The organism is Mammaliicoccus sciuri (assembly GCF_002901825.1).
GTDB classification, from domain to species: domain Bacteria; phylum Bacillota; class Bacilli; order Staphylococcales; family Staphylococcaceae; genus Mammaliicoccus; species Mammaliicoccus sciuri.
In genome coordinates this window covers 1445-22145 of record NZ_PPQD01000034.1, presented here as the reverse complement: position 1 = coordinate 22145, position 20701 = coordinate 1445, and the positions used below count along the sequence as shown (strand labels likewise).

The 20701-nt window shown below is 32.2% G+C and carries 19 protein-coding genes and 6 tRNA genes; 5 read left to right on the top strand and 20 right to left on the bottom strand.

Annotated elements, in window-relative coordinates; all coding sequences use genetic code 11:
* Positions 1–29: 29 nt before the first annotated feature.
* Positions 30–170 carry a hypothetical protein gene (locus CD035_RS13975; protein WP_162841915.1) on the top strand — a complete coding sequence of 47 codons (141 nt, stop codon included), beginning with the start codon at positions 30–32 and terminating at the stop codon, positions 168–170.
* Positions 171–204: 34 nt separating this feature from the next.
* On the opposite strand, the gene trmL is transcribed toward CD035_RS13975, so the two are convergent.
* The 9 genes from trmL to CD035_RS11490 form a co-directional block, all read right to left on the bottom strand.
* Entirely contained in the window at positions 205–678 is a 474-nt protein-coding gene (gene trmL / locus CD035_RS11530) for a tRNA (uridine(34)/cytosine(34)/5-carboxymethylaminomethyluridine(34)-2'-O)-methyltransferase TrmL (RefSeq protein ID WP_025904798.1), read from the bottom strand.
* Positions 679–681: 3 nt separating this feature from the next.
* On the bottom strand, positions 682–1809 hold the full coding sequence (gene queG, locus CD035_RS11525; protein ID WP_048539836.1) for a tRNA epoxyqueuosine(34) reductase QueG: 1128 nt from the start codon (positions 1807–1809) through the stop codon (positions 682–684).
* 809 nt (positions 1810–2618) lie between these two features.
* Positions 2619–3380, bottom strand: a complete 762-nt coding sequence (gene argB / locus CD035_RS11520; protein ID WP_048539835.1) for an acetylglutamate kinase — start codon at positions 3378–3380, stop codon at positions 2619–2621.
* Between the two features lie 14 nt (positions 3381–3394).
* Positions 3395–4633, bottom strand: a complete 1239-nt coding sequence (argJ, locus tag CD035_RS11515) for a bifunctional glutamate N-acetyltransferase/amino-acid acetyltransferase ArgJ (RefSeq protein ID WP_048539834.1) — start codon at positions 4631–4633, stop codon at positions 3395–3397.
* A gap of 15 nt (positions 4634–4648) precedes the next feature.
* The gene (gene argC, locus CD035_RS11510; protein WP_048539833.1) at positions 4649–5683 is read right to left on the bottom strand and encodes an N-acetyl-gamma-glutamyl-phosphate reductase; all 1035 of its coding nucleotides are present in this window, start codon (positions 5681–5683) and stop codon (positions 4649–4651) included.
* A gap of 25 nt (positions 5684–5708) precedes the next feature.
* On the bottom strand, positions 5709–6434 hold the full coding sequence (locus tag CD035_RS11505; RefSeq protein WP_048539832.1) for an amino acid ABC transporter ATP-binding protein: 726 nt from the start codon (positions 6432–6434) through the stop codon (positions 5709–5711).
* Positions 6427–7890, bottom strand: coding sequence for an ABC transporter substrate-binding protein/permease (locus CD035_RS11500; RefSeq protein WP_037589738.1), 1464 nt, complete (start codon positions 7888–7890; stop codon positions 6427–6429). The genes CD035_RS11505 and CD035_RS11500 overlap by 8 nt, the downstream gene beginning before the upstream one ends.
* A gap of 97 nt (positions 7891–7987) precedes the next feature.
* Positions 7988–8986, bottom strand: a complete 999-nt coding sequence (locus CD035_RS11495) for a D-2-hydroxyacid dehydrogenase (RefSeq protein WP_048539831.1) — start codon at positions 8984–8986, stop codon at positions 7988–7990.
* A 416-nt stretch (positions 8987–9402) separates the two neighbouring features.
* Positions 9403–10455 (bottom strand): PTS transporter subunit IIC, encoded by a 1053-nt coding sequence (locus tag CD035_RS11490; RefSeq protein WP_048539830.1) that lies wholly within the window; start codon positions 10453–10455, stop codon positions 9403–9405.
* A 140-nt stretch (positions 10456–10595) separates the two neighbouring features.
* On the opposite strand from CD035_RS11490, the gene CD035_RS11485 reads away from it, so the two are divergent.
* Positions 10596–12689: a glycoside hydrolase family 31 protein gene (locus CD035_RS11485; protein WP_053076864.1), complete on the top strand. Its 2094-nt coding sequence runs from the start codon at positions 10596–10598 to the stop codon at positions 12687–12689.
* A gap of 43 nt (positions 12690–12732) precedes the next feature.
* On the opposite strand, the gene uxaC is transcribed toward CD035_RS11485, so the two are convergent.
* From uxaC to CD035_RS11465, 4 genes are read right to left on the bottom strand one after another with little or no spacing between them, the layout of a single operon-like run.
* The gene (uxaC, locus tag CD035_RS11480; protein WP_048539829.1) at positions 12733–14139 is read right to left on the bottom strand and encodes a glucuronate isomerase; all 1407 of its coding nucleotides are present in this window, start codon (positions 14137–14139) and stop codon (positions 12733–12735) included.
* 15 nt (positions 14140–14154) lie between these two features.
* Positions 14155–15450 (bottom strand): TRAP transporter large permease, encoded by a 1296-nt coding sequence (locus CD035_RS11475; protein WP_048539828.1) that lies wholly within the window; start codon positions 15448–15450, stop codon positions 14155–14157.
* Entirely contained in the window at positions 15450–15938 is a 489-nt protein-coding gene (locus tag CD035_RS11470) for a TRAP transporter small permease (protein WP_048539827.1), read from the bottom strand. Before CD035_RS11470 ends, CD035_RS11475 begins: the two co-directional genes overlap by 1 nt.
* Positions 15931–16932, bottom strand: a complete 1002-nt coding sequence (locus CD035_RS11465) for a TRAP transporter substrate-binding protein (protein WP_048539826.1) — start codon at positions 16930–16932, stop codon at positions 15931–15933. Before CD035_RS11465 ends, CD035_RS11470 begins: the two co-directional genes overlap by 8 nt.
* Positions 16933–17092: 160 nt before the next feature.
* Here CD035_RS11465 and CD035_RS11460 point away from each other — a divergent pair, with 160 nt between their 5' ends.
* On the top strand, positions 17093–18043 hold the full coding sequence (locus CD035_RS11460) for a LacI family DNA-binding transcriptional regulator (RefSeq protein ID WP_048539825.1): 951 nt from the start codon (positions 17093–17095) through the stop codon (positions 18041–18043).
* A gap of 28 nt (positions 18044–18071) precedes the next feature.
* Here CD035_RS11460 and CD035_RS11455 read toward each other — a convergent pair whose 3' ends face one another.
* Positions 18072–18410 (bottom strand): nuclear transport factor 2 family protein, encoded by a 339-nt coding sequence (locus CD035_RS11455; protein ID WP_080964638.1) that lies wholly within the window; start codon positions 18408–18410, stop codon positions 18072–18074.
* Between the two features lie 90 nt (positions 18411–18500).
* Between CD035_RS11455 and CD035_RS11450 the strand changes: the two genes are divergently transcribed.
* The gene (locus CD035_RS11450; RefSeq protein ID WP_048539823.1) at positions 18501–19466 is read left to right on the top strand and encodes a LacI family DNA-binding transcriptional regulator; all 966 of its coding nucleotides are present in this window, start codon (positions 18501–18503) and stop codon (positions 19464–19466) included.
* A 60-nt stretch (positions 19467–19526) separates the two neighbouring features.
* Positions 19527–19742 carry a hypothetical protein gene (locus CD035_RS11445; RefSeq protein ID WP_048539822.1) on the top strand — a complete coding sequence of 72 codons (216 nt, stop codon included), beginning with the start codon at positions 19527–19529 and terminating at the stop codon, positions 19740–19742.
* A gap of 305 nt (positions 19743–20047) precedes the next feature.
* On the opposite strand, the gene CD035_RS11440 is transcribed toward CD035_RS11445, so the two are convergent.
* The 6 genes from CD035_RS11440 to CD035_RS11420 form a co-directional block, all read right to left on the bottom strand.
* Positions 20048–20132, bottom strand: a tRNA-Leu gene (locus CD035_RS11440).
* Between the two features lie 149 nt (positions 20133–20281).
* Positions 20282–20356: transfer RNA gene (locus CD035_RS13970), tRNA-Gly, on the bottom strand.
* A gap of 11 nt (positions 20357–20367) precedes the next feature.
* Positions 20368–20442, bottom strand: a tRNA-Cys gene (locus tag CD035_RS11435).
* Positions 20443–20448: 6 nt separating this feature from the next.
* Positions 20449–20520 (bottom strand) — tRNA-Gln (locus CD035_RS11430).
* Between the two features lie 15 nt (positions 20521–20535).
* Positions 20536–20608, bottom strand: a tRNA-His gene (locus CD035_RS11425).
* 2 nt (positions 20609–20610) lie between these two features.
* Positions 20611–20684: transfer RNA gene (locus CD035_RS11420), tRNA-Trp, on the bottom strand.
* Between the last annotated feature and the right edge of the window lie 17 nt (positions 20685–20701).

Genomic DNA, 20701 nt, shown 5'->3' with positions numbered 1-20701 from the left:
TAACATAACATTACGAGGGGGCTAATTAAATGAATACGCTATTAATCTGTATGGTTGGTGTAGCATTTATTACTGCGATGTTAACTGCTGGTCGCGATTCTAAAGACTACGGTCTTAAGGAAGAAGATTTAAACAAAGAACTTGAATCTTTAAAATCAAATAATAATTAATAACTGAGACCATATGGCCTCAGTTTTTTTATTTCTATGATAAATTAGGATAGTTTTGTTGTCTTAACGCTTCATAAATTAATATTGCAGCAGTATTAGATAAATTTAAAGATCTTACATTATCATTCATTGGAATTCTTAATGCTGTATCTTTATATTTTTCTTTAACCCAATCAGGAAGTCCTGTTGTTTCTCTACCAAATATAAAGTAATGATTTTCTTCAACATTACTGTAATCAAACTGAGTATGTGGTTGAGTACCAAACTTAGTTAGTAAGTAATAGTTGCCACCTTCAGTCTTTTCGAAAAATTCTTCAATACTATCATAATAAACAATATTTACAAATTTCCAGTAATCTAGACCAGCTCTTCTTAACATTTTATCATCAGTACTAAAACCTAATGGTCTAATTAAATGTAAAGTTGTATCTGTTGCTGCACAACTACGTGCAATATTCCCAGTATTCGCTGGAATTTCTGGTTGATATAAAACTACATGATTTGTCATAATTTATTTTCTCCTAATCTCTAATCCTTTTATCATTTCTTCTTGGACTTCTTCTATTTCACGTTCATAGTGTGACATAATGAATGGTCTTGCCTCTTCACCTTGTATTTGACCGATAGCCCAAAACGCAGTACCTCTTATCATTGGTCGCGGATCTGTTAACGCAACATCTTTTAAATCAGGTATTGCACTTTCTTCATTAAAGTGAGCAAGTGCGACAATCGCATTTCGTTGAATCGGCTTTTTACCTCTCCATGCACCAGCTAAATGTCCATAAGTATTTTTAAATTCTTTATTAGACATTTTGAGTAGTGGTACAAGTCTAGGTTTTAGTACCTCAGGTTCTAATATAATGTCGTCATGTTCAGTATTAATCCCTCTATTTCGTGGACATACTTGTTGGCATGTGTCACATCCATAAAGACGATTTCCTATTTTATAGCGGTATTCATCTTTTAAATAACCTTTTGTTTGTGTTAAAAAGCTGATACATTTTTGACTATTTAATTGACCATTACCTACTAAGGCACCTGTCGGACATCTATCAACACAAATGTTACAATCACCACAACTATCTATAACTGGATCATCAGGTTTAAATGGTATACTGACTAACATTTCACCAAGATAACTCCAAGTACCTAGTTCTTCATTAATAATAAATCCATTTTTACCTGCAAATCCTAACCCAGCTCTTTCAGCTACTGAACGGTCAGACAAGACACCTGTATCGACCATTGATTTAATTTCTACATCAGGCACTTTTTCTTTTAGGAATAAACTGAGTTTATCAAGGCGATTTCTCATAATAGTATGATAATCTTGGCCCCATGAAGCACGCGCAAACATACCTCTTCTATCTCCTCTAACACTTTTAGGAGCACCCTTTAATTTATTCGGATACCCTACAGCAATTGCTATAATTGAGCGAGCAGATGGTAATGATAATTTAGGGACTGTTCTTAATTCAATATCACTTTCTTCAAACCCAGAAGCATATCCTTTAGAATGATAATCTTCTAACTTTTTCTTTAATTCATCAAAAGGATCAGCAGTTGTAAATCCAATACTATCAATACCAATAGAATGTGCATAATCTATCACTTCTTGCTTCAATTGATCTAAATTCAAATTTATTCACCTCACTATCAAACATGCTAATACATTTTAACACATTTAATAAATAAATTTACGGTATTCGTATTAATTCAATTAAATAAGTATATAAAAATTACTTTCATAAACTATATGGTAAATGGTTTGGCAAGACAGTATTTAGCTTGTTTGAGGTGGGGGCTGTTATGAACACTTTTGGCTAAACTTGTTCATAACGGGGTTCTTGTGAACACTTTCGCCCAAACTTGTTCATAACGAGGGTGTTAGTTACAAAACTTGGCCGAACTGTTACTATGGTATGCCTTAGTTACAAAACTCGGCCGATGTGTTACTATGGTATGCCTTAGTTACTAAACTCGGCCGAAGTGTTACCATGGATAGCTATAATTACAAAAGTCAGCTGAAGTGTTACTATGGTATGCCTTAGTTACAAAACTCGGCCGAACTGTTACTATGGACGGCCATAATTACAAAACTCGGCCGATGTGTTACTATGGGTCGCTATAATTACAAAAGTCAGCTGAAGTGTTACTATGGACGGCCATAATTACAAAACTCGGCCGAAGTGTTACCATGGATAGCTATAATTACAAAAGTCAGCTGAAGTGTTACTATGGACGGCCATAGTTACAAAACTCGGCCGAAGTGTTACCATGGATAGCCATAATTACAAAAGTCCTGAGAAATGTAAACAAGACACTCGTTATTTGCACTTCTAACCCAATCTGCTAATAACGACACCAGTATTTGCACTTCCATCCAAATCTGCTAATAAGCGAACAAAAAATCCGACAGTGCTCAAAAACGCTGTCGGATTTTTTAATTTATAATGTAATTGTTGTACCTATTTTATTTGAATGAGAACTTTTTAATAATGCATGGTCTGATGATCCTGAAATAATCTTGACGCTTTTACAGCCTTCTTTTATTGCAGAAATTGCGCCAGTAACTTTAGGGATCATACCTCCATATATTTCAGTTGTTTCTATATAATTATGAATATCATTTATACTTAAATGACTTTGTACTTCATCTTTAATCAGTACACCTGGAATATCACTTATTAAGAATAAGTCGCCTTCCATTTCACTCGCTATTTTATATGCAAGGCTATCTGCATTAATATTATATCTTTGACCAGTATTTCTATCGATACCGATTGGTGCGATAACTGGAATACTGTTCGAACATATATTAGCCAGTGTTTCTTTATTAACGGATGTACATTCTGCTACAAATCCATATTTAGAATCTAAAGGTTTAATGTCAAATAAATTCATATCAATGCCATTTATTCCTAATGCTAATGAGTCGTGTTGATTAATTTGATACACAACTTGTGGATTGACTTCACCTATCAATGTACTTGAAGTTTGTAGTAACACTTCTTCATCAGTAACACGTAATCCATCTACAAATTTACTTTCAATACCAATTTTAGTTAGTTGTTTATTAATAAACGGGCCGCCGCCGTGGACAATGATTGGCATATAATTTTGACTTTTTAAAGTAAGTATATCTTCTATTATCGTTTGACTTAAGTTGCTTAATACACTTCCACCAATTTTAATGACTGCATACTTCACTTAATGACCTCCTATTAAGTTCTATATAATGCATTAATTTTTACGTAATCATAACTCAAATCGCATCCGAAAGCGGTAGATGAATGATGAGAATTTCCAATTTTTGCTTCTATTTCAATTGTGTCTTGCTCCATTTTAGCTTTTAAATCTAACTCATCAAATGTTACATTCATACCTTTACTGACTAATAAATGTCCACAAAGCCAAACGTCTACTTCGTTAGTATCTACAGTATGATCAGCATAACCGATTGAAGTTACGATTCTTCCAAAGTTTGGATCAGCACCGTGTATTGCTGTTTTCACTAAGCTTGAACCAACAATTGTTTTAGCAATTGCACTATTTTGAGCTTTAGTCTTAGCACCTTTGACATTAACTTTGATTAGCTTCGTCGCACCTTCACCATCTCTTGCAATACTCTGAGCTAAATATTGACTCACATATTGGACAGCTTGAGCGAACTTCTCCCATTCTGGATGTGATTTAGTTAATGTATGTTGGCCACTTTCACCGTTAGCTAAAAGTATAACCATATCATTTGTACTTGTATCACCATCAACTGTAATCATATTAAACGTTTCATCAACAGATTCTTTTAATAAGTCATTCAAATCATCAGAGTCAACATTTGCATCTGTAGTCATAAAGCCAAGCATTGTAGCCATATTTGGATGAATCATGCCTGACCCTTTACATGAACCGCCAATCGTAATAACTTCCTCATCAATTTTAATTTGTACTGCTATATGTTTAGTCTCTTTATCAGTTGTTAAAATAGCTTCATTAAAATCAGAAGAATGTGCATTATTGAGAATATCAATATTATTCACACCATCTTCAATTTTTTGCATAGGTAAAAATTCACCAATCAAGCCTGTAGATGCAATTGCGATTTGATGTTCAGGTAGTTGTAGTTTAGATGAAATCCATTTCTGAGTTTGCTTTGCATCATCCAAACCTCTTTGACCTGTACAAGCATTTGCGATGGCAGAATTAATAACAATTGCCGAAAGTTTGTGTTCAACATTAATACTTTCTTCAGTGACTTTTAATGGGGCTGCTTTAAAAGCATTTTGTGTATATACCGCTGCACAATTAGCTGGAACTGATGAATATAACCAACCAAAGTCTTTCTTTTCTCTACGTAAACCAACATGCATGCCGCCAGCAATGTATCCTTTAGGTGATGCGACATCACCTTCTTCTATAATGATCATTTCAGAGTCAATTAATTCTTCAGTCTTATCTAACATCAAATTCCTCCTATTCTATGGGTATATTGGTAATAAATTTAATCCTTCATCTTCATTAAATCCAAATAATCTATTCATGTTCTGAATTGCTTGACCACTTGCACCTTTAACGAGATTATCTATAACTGCAACGATAATAGCTTTTTGTCTGTCTTCATCAACATAAATACCTATATCGCAGTAATTACTGCCTAGAACTTCTTTTGTTGTAGGGAATTCGCCAAGGTCTCTTACACGAACAAATGGTTTGTCATCATATTTCTGTTTATATATTTGATGTAATGCTTCTTCACTTGTTTGATCTTTTAAATCTACATAAATAGTTGCCAATATACCTCTTGTCATAGGAACGAGATGAGGTGTGAATGTCACTTTTATGTCTGATTTCGAGACTTGTGATAAATACTGTTCAATTTCTGGTGTATGCTTATGGGATCCTAATTTATAAGCTGAAAAGTTTTCATTTGCTTCGCCAAAATGAACATTTTGACTTAATGTTCTACCAGCACCTGAAACACCAGTTTTAGCGTCTATTATAATCGTGTCTTTATTAATTAAGTCACTTTCTAAAAGAGGGTGTAAAGATAAGAGTATTGCCGTTGGGAAACAACCCGGGTTTGCAATAATTTGTGTCGATGATCCATCCACATTTGACCACTCAGGCAAGCTATACATCGCTTCATCCAATACACTCTGAGGAGCTGGCTTTTCTCCGTAATATTTTTCATAAATTGTGGGGTCTTTTAACCTAAAGTCTCCAGATAAATCGATTACTTTAATACCACGTTCTATTAATTTAGGAATAAAATTCTTGCTCACATTTGAGGGGGTCGCAAAAAATATTAAATCACATTGCACTGTTTCTACATCTAAACTTGTGAATTGTTCAATAATATTATTTTGTAAATGTGGATATGTTTCCTTAATATCTTGACCAGATTTCGAGTGTGAGAATACATATTTGATGTTCACTTCTTTATGCTGATTTAATAATCTCATCAATTCGATTGCACCGTATCCACTTCCACCGACTATACCTATATCTAACACGAAAACACCTCTTCTATTTTTAGTATTATAATACTTTAGATAAAAATTGTTTCGTTCTTTCGTTTTGAGGATTATCAAATATTTGTTCAGGTGTACCTTCTTCTTGAACAATACCTTCATCCATAAAAATCACATGGTCGCTGACATTTTTAGCAAATCCCATTTCATGTGTTACAACGACCATTGTCATACCTTCTTTGGCTAAATCTTTCATAACACTTAATACCTCACCAACAACTTCGGGGTCTAATGCTGATGTTGGTTCATCAAATAAAATAACTGCTGGGTTCATCGCTAACGCACGAGCAATCGCTACACGTTGCTTTTGTCCACCTGATAATTTAGAAGGATAAACATCTGCTTTATCTTCTAGACCAACTTTTTGAAGTAATTGTTTAGCTTGATCTTCTAATTCGGATTTTTGTCCTTTTTTCAAAGTTAAAGGTGTTAGTGTAATATTTTCGATTACTTTTTTATGTGGAAAAAGATTAAAACCTTGGAAAACCATGCCCATTTTTTGTCTTAATTGATCCAACTTTGCACCTTTAGTATTTGTTAAATCATTATTTTCAAATACAATCTGTCCAGAGGAAGGTTCTTCTAATAAATTCAAACATCTAAGAAGCGTACTTTTACCACTACCAGATGGGCCGATAATCGCAACAACTTCCCCTTTTTCAATATTTAAATTAATACCTTTTAATACTTCATTTTTACCAAATGATTTGTGTAAATCGTTAACTTTAATCACTTACACTAAACCTCCTTTCAGCAAAGTACATCACTCTAGATAACGTAAACGTTAAGATAAAGTACAATACTGCTGCTACTAATAATGGTGTAAATGGATCAAATGATGCCCCTTGAACAACTTGAGCATTAAACATCAATTCACTTACGCCGATAACAGAAACTATAGAAGATTCTTTAATAACTGTTACAAATTCATTACCTAATGCAGGTAAAATATTTTTAATGGCTTGTGGCAAGATAACTTTAGTCATTGCTTGCGATTTATTTAATCCTAGTGATCTAGCTGCTTCCATTTGGCCATTATCTACTGCGTTAATACCAGCTCTAATAATTTCTGCAATATAAGCACTACAGTTAATGATGAGTGCGATAATACCACAAATTAATGCTGATAAATCTAATCCAAGTACTGCTGTTGTACCGAAGTAAACTAAAAATACTTGAACAAGTAATGGTGTGCCTCTTATAAATTCAATGTAAACTGAAGCAATCGATTTAAATATTTTACTATTACTTAATTTCATAAGTGCTAAGAAGCAACCAATTAATGCCCCAGCTACTACACCTAAGAATGATAATAAAATCGTATAACCTACACCATGTAAGAAATATGAACCATATTTACTGAAGAAAGAACCATCATCGAACATCGCTTCAGTTGCTTTATCTTGATAGTCTTTAATCAAATTATTATCACGAACTTCTTTAACACTCTTATTAACTCTCTTCATTAATTCAGGTGAATTTTTCGGTAATGCAATAGCTGTTGTCTTGTCTGCATCTGAAAATGTTACATCTGAATATGTTAAATTAGGATTCTTCTCTAGGTACGCATCAGCAACAGGCCCTTCAATAATCATGCCATCTACTTTTCCAGAATTAAGTGACATAATAACTTCCGGTACTCTCGTCAATGAGCTAACTTGAGATTCTGGCATTTCTGTTTTTGCCAATTCTTCTTGAGTCGTTTGCTTTTGCACACCGACCATTTTACCTTTAAAATCATCAATCGTTTTTAATTTGTCTTTATCTTTTTTCTGTATAATCATTCTCTGATTAACTTCCATATAATCATCAGAAAAATCAACTTGTTTCTTTCTCTCAGGAGTTGGAGCCATACCAGAAATAATCATATCGATTTTTCCAGTTTTTAAAGCACCTAGCAAACTATCAAATTGCATATTCACAATTTTAAGTTTAATGTCATTGTCTTTTGCAATTTTTTTAGCAAGTTCTATATCTATCCCAGCATATTCACGTTCACCATCTTTAGTGTGCTCAAACTCATAAGGTGCATAATCTGCTGATAAGCCTACTCTTAACTCGCCTCGTTCTTTAGCTTTATCCCATTGATCAGTTTCTGCAGCTTGTGACTTTATGGGGGCTAAATAAGGAATTGTAAGTAGTAAACAAATTGTTGCTATAACTACTTTAGTAAATACATTTCTTTTCAAATTCGTTACCTCCTGAATTAATAATATTCATTATTATACGCATTTATGAAATTTTATGCAATAGCTTTTTATAAAAAAAGTATGAACGAACGTTCATTCATACTTTACTTAATTGAACTTCATTTTCACTGTATCCAGTTGTGATAACTTCAAGTGCACTATCTAATGAAATTTCAACCATATTTTGTACTGCTGTATGCGTATAAAATGCAATATGAGGTGAAATTAAAACATCATCACGTGACATCAATTCTTTTAAAGTAGGATCTTCAATTTCTTTGTCTTTATAATCATATGAGAAATATGCAAACTCATTTTCATATACATCTAAAGCGACACTATGTAATTTACCACTATTTAATGCTTGAATGACATCATTAGTATTCACTGTCGCACCTCTAGCTGTATTCACTAAATATGCACCATTTTTCATATATTTAATCGTCTCTTCATTAATAATATGTGTCGTTTCTTCATTTGCAGGAACATGTAATGTGATTAAATCAGCTTTAGATAGTCCTTCTTGTAAACTTTGTACATATTCAATATCGCGTAACGATTGATCATATGGGTCATAACCGATAACTTCCGCACCAAATCCTTTAAATAATTGTGCTGACACTTTACCAATTCTACCAACACCAATAACCAGTACCGTCATATTTCTTAGTTCTGTAGCGATTACTGTTTCATCCCAAGTAAAATCTTGACGTTCTACTTTTTTATTTATTTTATTAATGTTTCTTACTAATTCTAATGCTCTACAAACTGCAAATTCCGCTATCGCATTTGGACTGTATGAAGGAATATTTGTTATTTTTAAATCATGTTTAGCAGCTTCAGTTAAATTAAACATATCAAACCCAGCAGCACGACCAGCAATTTGTTTAATACCTACATCTTTAAGTGCTTCATATATTCTGTCATCAAACTTAAATAGCTGCTGAGTACTCACACCATCAAAAGATGATAAAGTATGGACATTATTTAAAGTTAAATCCTCTTCGGTACATTCAATTTCATGACCATTAGATTGCCCCCATTGATATGCATAAGGCTTTTCATCTTCTCTTATATTAAATAATTTAAATTTCATAATATGTTCTTCCTTTCAGTAAAAAAATAATAATGATTAATTCTACAACACTTTATGAAAACAAACAATCTCTTTTTCATAATATTCTTACAATTAAAAATGTATGTATGCAGTATGGTTAATAACACAACTAACAAGAAGTGTTACTAATTAGTGTCCTTGTGAACAGTTTTGTCTAAACTTGTTCATAACGGGGTTGTTAATTACAAAAGTCAGCTGAAGTGTTACTATGGACAGCCTTAATTACAAAACTACTGAGAATTGTAATTACTGATCTCCTTATTTGCACCTCTTGCCAAAACTGCTTATAACGACCCCAGTAGTTGCACTTCTCGCCAAACTTGCTAATAACGGCACCAGTATTGAGACAAATTTAAAGGCTGAGACATCTTTCTTGTCTCAGCCTTCTCTTCATTTTAATTATTTTCTTTAAATAAAAACATTTCTTGATTGTATTTTGGAAGTATTTTTAAACAAACTTTATGTACGATATATGCAAATACAAACGGTATGACGAAATATGCTACGCCAAGTATTAATATATTTAAAAATACTGATCCTTCCATAAATTTTAATGCGTTTGCTGGTCCAACAAATCCTGTATAACCAAATCCTGTAGACATTGGTGTACCTTTTATGCCTATGAAATAAGTTAGTAATCCACTCATTAATCCATTTACGATTAATGGTACTGCGATGATTGGATTTTTGAAATATACTGGAATCATCATTTTAGCTGCACCGATTATAAGTACGATATTGATACCTTTTTCGTTTACTTTCCATGAGCCCATTAAGAAAGTCACACATGCTGCAACAATACCCATATTGCCAGCTCCTGAACTTAAACCGTTTAAACCGACTGCAGTAGCTATTGCAACAACTGAAATTGGCGTAACCATTAATAATGCATATGTAATCGCGATCAATATACACATCATTAACGGATTCAATGTAGAAAATTGTTCTATTAATTTGCCGATGCCTTTAGTTACATTACTAACATATGGAAGTGTCAGCATACCTATAAATCCACTAACTACTGAAATAATAATTGGCATAATCAACATATCTAAAGAACCAAATTTACCTTTCAATTTAATCATCAAATAACAACTGATAATTAACACAACGATTAAATTGACGACATCCCCTATACTCACAAATATAAATTGACCATTTTGTATTTTTACAGCGCCTGAACCTATTAATCCTGCAGCGCCAATCATAACCGCATCAGTAGCTTGGAATTTAAATTGATGTGCAACAACGATCCCTATAATAAAACTCATCGCAAACTGCATGAGTAATAATGCTTGATTAAACATTTCTAATAGCGGATGAAACTGTGATAAATAACTAAATAACACACCAAGTATGGCGTTTGGTATTAATGCTATAACAATACCTACACCTATACCATTTAAAATATTAAAGAAAAATTCCTTTACTGTGAAATGTTTATCCATAAAAAGCCTCCTGAAATAATATGTATTAATGATATATGACTTTATTTTCATAGACAATGCTATTTTTACTATTTTACTTTACTTTGGTATAGATTAATGTAATAGTCTAAATAACAACGTTGTTATAGGAGGCTATTTACATGTTTAATATGATTTCACAAGATAAAAATACAATTGTAATCAGTGACAAGCAAAATGAGCATTTCTTTACAATCCGCATATTAGAAGATTACTTAATCAATATTAAATCTTCTACACAGAAAGATATATCTTTACCAACTTGGACCATTACACCAGGAGATACTGACTTACCGTTTGAAGGTCTCTCAAGATACGATCAATCTAACTTTTCATGTCCTCAATATGAAATTTCAGAAGAACAACACAATATTATAATTGAGACAAAATTATTAAAACTCATTATTGATAAAGAAGATTTCTATTGTAGTTGGTATGATTTAAGTTCATCTGACAAAGAAATTAAAATCATGCAAGACCGTCAGACAGGCAGCTATCATCATCAAATATCAAAAAATCACCCGACTTGTCATTATTTAAATCGAGATAAAAATGAAATGTATTTTGGACTCGGAGAAAAGAGTGGAAAAGTGAATAAGCATGGCAGACGATACAGAATGAAGAATATAGATGCTATGGGTTATAATGCTGAAACGACTGATCCGCTTTATAAACATATTCCTTATTATCTCACATACAATACTGACGAAAATATAGCATTTGGTATCTTCTATGATGATTATCAAGACTCTATTGTAGATCTTGGACAAGAGTTAGATAATTATCACGGTCATTATAGATATTATGAAACTAAATCAGATTTTCTTGATTATTACGTTATTGCTGGTCCGTCTATTCAACAAGTAACGACGCGTTTTAGTCATTTAACAGGAAGACCAACACTGATGCCTGAATGGAGTTTGTCTTATTCTGGCTCAACAATGCAATATACAGATTTACCAAATTCAGATGAAAGATTGTTGTCTTTTCTAAATCAGTGTAACACACATAATATAACGATTAGATCTTTCCACCTATCATCAGGTTATACATCCATTCATGATAAGAGATACGTTTTTAATTGGAATTACGATAAATTTAAAGACCCAAAATCTTTTGGTAAAGCTTATACAGACCAGAATGTAGAATTAGTTGCTAATATTAAACCTACCCTACTTACAGATCATCCTCTACTAGATGAGGTATTAGCCATAGATGGATTTATTAAAGATATGAATGGCAAACCGCTTCTTGTACAATTTTGGGATGAAAAAGGATACTACTTAGACTTTACAAATAAAGACACTATTAAATGGTGGCAATCAAAAATAGAACAACAATTATTATCTAATCATGTGAATTGCACATGGAATGATAATAACGAGTTCGAAATTTGGGATGATAAAGCTATCGTAAATGGATTCGGAAATGAAGCGAATTTCCAAGATTATAAAGCAATCATGCCTATATTAATGATGAAAGCATCAAGAGAAATTCAACAAAAATATCATAAAGAAGAATATCCTTATATCATTAGTAGATCTGGTGCAGCTGGTATGAGTAAATATGTTCAAACTTGGACAGGTGATAACTATACGAGTTGGCATACATTAAAATATAATAATGCTATGGCAATTGGTTTAAGTCTATCTGGTGTTTATAATTTCGGACATGATATTGGCGGTTTTTCTGGAGATAAACCAGAAGCAGAATTATTTTTAAGATGGGTGCAATGTGGTGCTTATTATCCGAGATTTTCAATCCACTCATGGAATGATGATGGTACTGTAAATGAACCTTGGATGCATCAAAAAGTATTATCTGAAGTTAAGCAAGCCATGCACTTCCATGAAAAGCTTAAACCATATCTTCAGTCATTAGTTATACAGGCACATGAATCGTATGAACCAATTATAAGACCTACTTTTTACCAATATGAAAATGATATCACTACTTTTGTAGAAAATGATGAATTTATGTTAGGTGAGCATATGTTAATTGCCCCTATCGTAGAAAAATCTCAACAAGAAAGAACAATCTATTTACCTAACAACAACAAAGGTTGGATTGATTTTCATAGTGGCAAACAATTTGAAGGTGGTCAAACAATAACCGTAAAAACGACTTTACAACATATCCCAACATTTGTAGTAAAAGGCGCAGAGATACCAGTTTATAAAGATGATTTAAAAACAATTGAAAATCTAAAGTTCTAAATGTAAAAGAACCTAAGACGATGCTGTCTTAGGTTCTTAATTATTATATAGCATCTACGCCTTCGATATTATATAGAGTCACAGCGTTATTAAAGCATATATCCTTAATAATTTCAGAAAGAATTTCATCATCATCAATGATTTCTCCTCTTTCCACACGTTTACCAATCATTTCACATAATATTCTTCTAAAATATTCATGTCTTGTATACGATAATAAGCTTCTTGAATCAGTTAACATACCAACGAAAGTAGATAACAATCCAACATTTGCGTATTCTACTAAATGTTGTTCCATTCCTTCTTTAGTATCATTGAACCACCATGCAGCACCTAGTTGCACTTTGACTTTATCTGAAGTAAAGTTTCCAGCTGTAGCTTGCACCATTAAGTGATCATTTGCATTATTAGGATAAATAATTGTATCTGATAATGCATCATTTTGATTTAAATGATCTAAAAATCTATTTAAATCAGACGAACTGAGCATATCACCTACACTATCAAATCCAGCATCTGGACCAACTTCTTCAAACAATAATGTATTATTATTTCTTACTGGTCCAAGATGAAACTGTACAACCCAATTATATTTTTTATACGTTTTACTTACTTCAGTTAAAATATACCCAGATAATCTACTTAAATCTTCCTCATCTAAGTCTTCACCTTGTTTAATTTGTTCAAAATACTGATCAGCTTGTTCTTTTGTTACATCCACTTTAAGTACTTTCGCAAAGCTTTGATCAGAACTTCTTGCGCCATTTTGATGAAAGTATTCAATACGTTCATTGAGCGCATTAATATATTCTTCCAAATGATTTATTCTTGTTCCTGTAGCATTTTCTAATTGATTAATTGATGCTTCTACATTATCTTTCGTTAAGGCGATATAACGATCAGGTCTAAATGTTGGTAACACTTTAACATCAAATGACTTATCTTCACGAAGTAATTGATGATATTTCAAATCATCACACGGATCATCAGTTGTACAAATGATTTGGACGTTGCTTCTTTCTATTAATTTTCTTGGAAGAAATTCTGGTTGTTGTAAACTTTCATTCAACTGATTATATAATTGTTCTTTATCAATTTTATTTAAATTTTCATTGATATTGAAATACCTTGCTAACTCTAAATGACACCAGTGATACATCGGATTCATAATACTTTTTGGCAATAAACTTATAAAAGCATCGAATTTTTCTTTGTCGGATTTATCTCCTGTAATATACGACTCATCAATTCCATATGCGCGCATTAAGCGCCATTTATAATGGTCATGTTTAAGCCAAACTTCAGTAATCGTAGTAAATGGTTTATTTTCATAGATTTCTTTCGGATCTAAATGACAATGAAAATCAAAAATCGGGATATCTTTAGCAACTTTATATAATGCTTGTCCTTTTTTAGATTGAACAATAAAATTTTCTTGAATCATACTCATAAATACTCACCTTTCCTAAAGCCCAAGTAATTTTGGTAAAAATAACGATAATTGTGGTACGAACGTAATTAATAACAACAGAATAATTAAAATAATAAAATATGGTATTAATGTCTTAATGACACTTTCAATTCGTACATTTGCAACACTACTACCAACAAATAACGCACTACCTACTGGAGGAGTTATATTACCAATACATAAGTTAAATGCGATCACAATACCGAAATGAATCGGGTCTAAACCGATACTATCTGCAATTGGTAAGAAAATTGGTGTGAATATAAGTACTGCTGGCGTTATGTCCATAAATGTACCAACAATTAGTAAAATTAAATTCATTAACAATAATAATAAAATAGGATTTTCAGTTAATGATAATATACCGCCAGAAATTGCTTCTGGTAATCCTGTGAAACTCATAACGAGTGAGAATAATGCAGATGCTGTAATTAAGAATAAAATCATACCTGTAATTTCAACCGTTTCTATAATAATCGCAGGTATATCTTTTATTTTTAAATTTCTATAGATAAGTGACAGTATAAACGCATATAGAACTGCGACTGCTGCACCCTCTGTTGCTGTGAATATTCCAGCTACAATACCACCAATTACAATAATAATTAATAGTAAACTTGGAATAGCATCTAAAGTTAAAAATAATTTATCTTTCCAACTCACTTTTTCAGAAACTGGATAGCCATGTTTTTTAGCTAAAAAGTAAGCAACAACCATACAACCTAGGCCCCATAGAATTCCAGGGATGTAACCTGCAATGAATAATGCAGCAATTGATGTTCCACCACTTACAAGTGAATAAACAATCAATAATGAACTTGGTGGAATTAATAATCCTGAAGGTGCTGAAGCAATATTAGCAGCTGCAGAATATGATTTTTTATAACCTTGTGTTGTTTCCATGGGGGTCATGATTCTCCCCATTGCTGCAGCAGCTGCAACACTTGATCCTGAAATAGAACCAAACAACATATTACCTACAATGTTCGTATGTGCTAAAGAACCAGGTAATCTACCTACTAACACTTTCGCAAAGTTAATTAATCTAAATGCAATACCACCGTTATTCATCAATATTCCGGCAAGTACAAATAGCGGAATGGCAAGCATTGTAAAGTTATCAATACCTGTTATCATTCTTTGAGCTGCCGTAAGTATTGTGACATCAAATGGGAAAATAAGTATTAACGTTAATAATGAACTTAAAATTATTGAAATTGCGATTGGAATACCAAAAGCTAAAAATACGGCTAAAGATACAAATAATACGATTCCAGCAATTGTCGTCATTACACTTCACCGCCTTCATCATTTTCTGGTAACTCATTTGTTATAATGCCTCGAATTGAATAGAAAGCAATGAAAAGTCCTGATATAGGTAACGCACCATACATTAACGCCATTGATACACCAGTAGATGGTGCTATTTGAGTCCAAGTAAGTGCAACAATTTTAATACCACCATAAATCATCAAAATTAAAGCAACTAATAAAATAATGATATTCGTCAGCCTTTCTATAAATAACTGCGCTTTAACTGGAAACTTTTCTCTAATAAATAAAATGGCAATATGCTTTTTCTTACCAAATACATATGCTGCACTTAATAATGCAAACCAGATTAACAAGAAACGAATGATTTCTTCACTTGTCGTACTTGGTGTGTTTAATATATATCTAGTTATCACTTGCCAAACTGATAAAATAACCATTACAGTTACCAATACACCTGAAACAGAAAGCAAAGTTCTATCGATATAATGTGTTAATTTATTCATTTTGTTCTGCCTCCTTAATCAATTTGTATTGTTTTTCAGTTCCTTTATTATTTTTAAATTCTTCTTGTAAAGGTTTTACAGCTTTTTTGAAAGATGATTTATCTACATCATGAAACTTAACATTCATATCTTCTTTAGCTGTCTTAATCCCTTCTTTAATAGCTTTATCCCAGATAACTTCGTGCTTTTCAGTTGAAGATCTTGCTGCACTTTTTATCCATCCTTTTTCTTCTTTAGATAAATCATTATATGCATCCTTATTCATGATTAAAATATCAGGAACAATAGCGTGTTCTGTATTATAATAATTTTTTGCGACTTCACCATGTTTATTGTCAGTCAATGCTGTTTCATTATTCTCAGCTGCATCAATAACACCAGATTGTAGTGCTGTATAAACTTCACCAAACGCCATTGGTGTTGGTGTACCACCTAATGATTTAATAAGTTCAACACTTGTTTTACTAGGTTGAACACGTGTTTTTAAACCATGTAAATCTTTATTCGTTTTTATCTCTCTATCTTTTGTATAAATATTTCTTAATCCTGCGTCATAGTAAGTAATACCTACAAACCCGTTGTCTTTTGTCGTATTAAAGAATGAATTTTGTACTTCAGGTTTTTTCATAATGGATCGGAAACTATCTTGAGATTTAAATAGATAAGGCATACTGAATAAAGAATACGATTCAGAGAAACTTTCAAGTGCACTTGCTGAAACTTTTGTAAATTGAATGGCATTTGTTTGCGTCATTTCAATCGCTTCTCGCTCACTTCCAAGTTGTCCGTTCGCATATATTTTGATTTTTAATTTTCCATGAGATTTCCTTTCTACTTCTTTTTTAAATTCTTCTAAAGATTTATGTACTGGATGTGTTGTTGATTGGTTATGTGCTAATGTTAAAGTCTTAACATCTTTATCTTGTGCGTCACTTTGTTGGCATCCGTACAAAACTATGAATACGCTTACAATTAACAGTAAAATTTTTTTCATCTCTCATCCCCCATTAATTCTAAAAAAGTAATCAATTTGATTACATCTTTAATTCTTATTGATAAGTATAAATGAAATGAATCAAAATAACAACGTTGTTATTTATAGAAATTGTGTGCTTATGGTATAATATAGAAAATAATATTTAAAGGAGACTCACATGGCTGTAACATTAAAAGACATTGCAAATGCCTGTGGTGTTAGTTATTCAACAGTAAGTAAAGCATTAAAAAATTCTCCTTTAGTTACTGCTGAAACAACAGAGCGCATACAACAAAAGGCAAAAGAAATGAATTATATACCTAATAATTCCGCTCGCTCTTTAGTCTCAAATAAGAGCCAAACAATTGGACTCATTTGGCCATCAGTAGACAGAGTTGCAGTTTCAACTCTTGTTTCAGAAATTAATAACTTTTTAAAGAATACTGGATATTTTATGTCTGTATCAATCGATGATGTGGAAACTGCTGCACATAAATTTTTAGAATTACGTTTTGATGGCATCATCGTATTTGATGAAGGTGAAGCTTCTACCTTACCAAGTATCATAAGTTCTAATATTCCAGTAGTTGCCTATGGTACAGACCGAAAGCTCGAATACCCTATTGTAAATGTCAATCATAAACATGCAATGATTCTTTCATTAGATGATTTAATGCAAAATAATATAACAAATATTTGTTATATTGGAGATCTTAACACCGATGATATTCGACAAATTATAAAGAAAGAAACCTTTGAACATTATTGTAAAGAACATCATCTTAATTATAATATGATTGATTCAAAAGGATTATCTGCTGAAGATACATTTTTTGCATTAAAATCATATTTAACCAATCATACTTTACCAGAAGGTATCATTTGTGGAAGTTATGATATTACTTTAGGACTCATACACACTTTAAAAGATTCACTTGATCAACATATTGTATACTCATACGACAATGTACCTCAATTTGACCATATGGATACAGTGATTCATTCAGTTGGTGTCCCTACTAAAAAAATTGCTGAAACATTAGTTAATATCCTTATCAATGCAATTGAATATAAGGAAAATCAACCAGATGTCTATCATCTTGAGCCTGAATTAGTAAAGCGGAAATAAAGACAAAAAAATGACTACAATTTTGTAGTCATTTTTTTACTATTGTTCCTTGATGGAATCTCATCTTCCACTCAGATTGTTTTCTAATCCATAATGTACTTCGCTTAGTTGAAATATGATCAGTTTTATTGATTAATTCATAAGTCGTTAGTACAATACCTTTTTGGATTTTTTCAACTATAAAATCCGAAATCTCATAATCAAATGTATGTAAAGTGTTCTCTTCAATATCACGTTTATATATCATTCTGCCAGACTTACCTATTTCTTTAAAATCATCATCAAGTAAATTTATGATAAACGACTTATCCTCTCTATTACTAGCATCCAAATGTGCACATTCTAATTCATAAAATTGCTGTTTAATAAATTACACCTACTTTATCTTTGTAAATATAGTTCAATTTATATGCTAAAATAATAACATAGTAATAAGTATAATCGAGGGGGTATGCAAATGACAAATTTAAAAGAAGTAGCTAAACGAGCTGGCGTTTCACCAAGTACTGTATCACGAGTAATTAATAACCACCCTTATGTTAATGAAGAAAAAAGACAAAAAGTACTTGATACTATAGAAGAATTAAATTATATACCAAATATCAATGCAATTCATTTAAAAAAAGGTAAAACAAATTTGATAGGTGTCGTTTTGCCATTCTCTAATCATCCCTATTTTTCACAGTTAATTCAAGGTATTTCTGAAGAAGCGATTAAATCAAACAAAAAAATTGTTTTGTTTCAAACTGCCTATGATACTGATCAAGAAATTGACGCTTTGGAAATGTTAAAATTAAAACAAATAGACGCACTCATTATATGTTCAAGGAATATTTCATTAAATATAGTTGAACAGTATATAGAGTATGGTCCAATTTCCATATTCGAAAATATTTCAAACTCTAAATTTAGAACTACATATATTGATCACTATAATGCCTTCAAACAAGCATTAAATCATCTATACAATAATGGACATAGACATATTGCATGTGCCATAAATAGAAGAAATAGCACTAGTTCAATTTTAAGAATACAAGCATATAAAGACTTTTGCAGTGAGAATTCTATAACTTACAATGATCAAGATATATATGAGAATTTTGTATTATTAGAAGATGGTCAAAGACTCGCACAAGAAATTGAAAATAAAGAAAATCCAACAACAGCAATTGTTGTATCAGGAGATAACACAGCAGCAGGATTATTTATAAGTTTAGATGAAGAAAAGAAGAAAAACATATCTATCATTGGATTTGAAAATCATAAAATATCTAAGTTGCTGAACCTTACTACAATAGAGATTCCCCTCTTTCAAATTGGTAAAAGTTTGTTTAATCAACTATATGAAGATAAACTGAATAACTATTTATTTGAAACAAAACTTATTAAAAGAAACTCAGTATTTAAATTAAACCATTGACATGAAATGCATTTCATAGATTACCCTTTAATCAATCACAAATATTAGGGGGTAATTAAAATGAACAAACAAAAAGTTGGTATTGATGGTTGTAATATTACTTCAGAAATTTATGTAGAAATACTTCAACACACTAGCAATATTGATATAGTCGCTTGTACTGATGAGAGCCTATCGAAAGCAATTAGTATGAAAAACAAATATGATATCCCTCAAGTAATGACAAGAAGTAAAATGTATAAAGATAAGAAGATTGATTATATTATTAAACTTTAAAAGAAACTCTAAAAAAATAACATCTCATTCTACTGATTCACAGTAAAAATGAGATGTTATTTTTTATAATCTACGATTTTGTACGTGCATGCTTGCCTAGGGTATGGTTCGAGCCTGTAGTCTCTCACTCATACTTTTTTCTCAGGCGTCAGCACTTAACAAAATTGTTAATATAGTCTGATCTTATAGCCCTAACTGTGACCAAAAATTTGAACTTATATGTTTCTAAATGGTTTATTAACAAACAAAAAAGCCGTAAAATCAACGTTTACGACTTAAATAGTTCTAAATGGTTTATTAATATATACCGGTGGTCGGGTTCGAACCGACACGTCCTCAACGGACACGGGATTTTGAGTCCCGCGTGTCTGCCAATTCCACCACACCGGCTTAATAAAAATCCTACAAAAAAATCTTCCCAATGGAAGAAATAAATGGAGCGGAAGATAGGACTTACACCTATATCTCATTCCGGGAAGGAATGTATTCTAAGAGTTGAAATACTCCCGCATTTTAATAAATAGCAGTATTAATAATAATGGAGCGGAAGATAGGACTTGCACCTATATCTCATTCCGGGAAGGAATGTATTCTAAAAGTTGAAATACTCCCGCAAAGTTATTAATGGAGGCGGCAACCGGATTTGAACCGGTGAATAGAGGTTTTGCAGACCTCGGCCTTACCACTTGGCTATGCCGCCAGACTACTGGGCTAGCTGGATTCGAACCAGCGAGTGACGGAGTCAAAGTCCGTTGCCTTACCGCTTGGCTATAGCCCATTAATATAAAATAAGGGCGGCTGATGGGAATCGAACCCACGAGTGTCGGAACCACAATCCGATGCGTTAACCACTTCGCCACAGCCGCCATGGCAGGGGCAGTAGGAATCGAACCCACACCAAAGGTTTTGGAGACCTCTATTCTACCGTTGAACTATGCCCCTATTAAATTAAAATAATA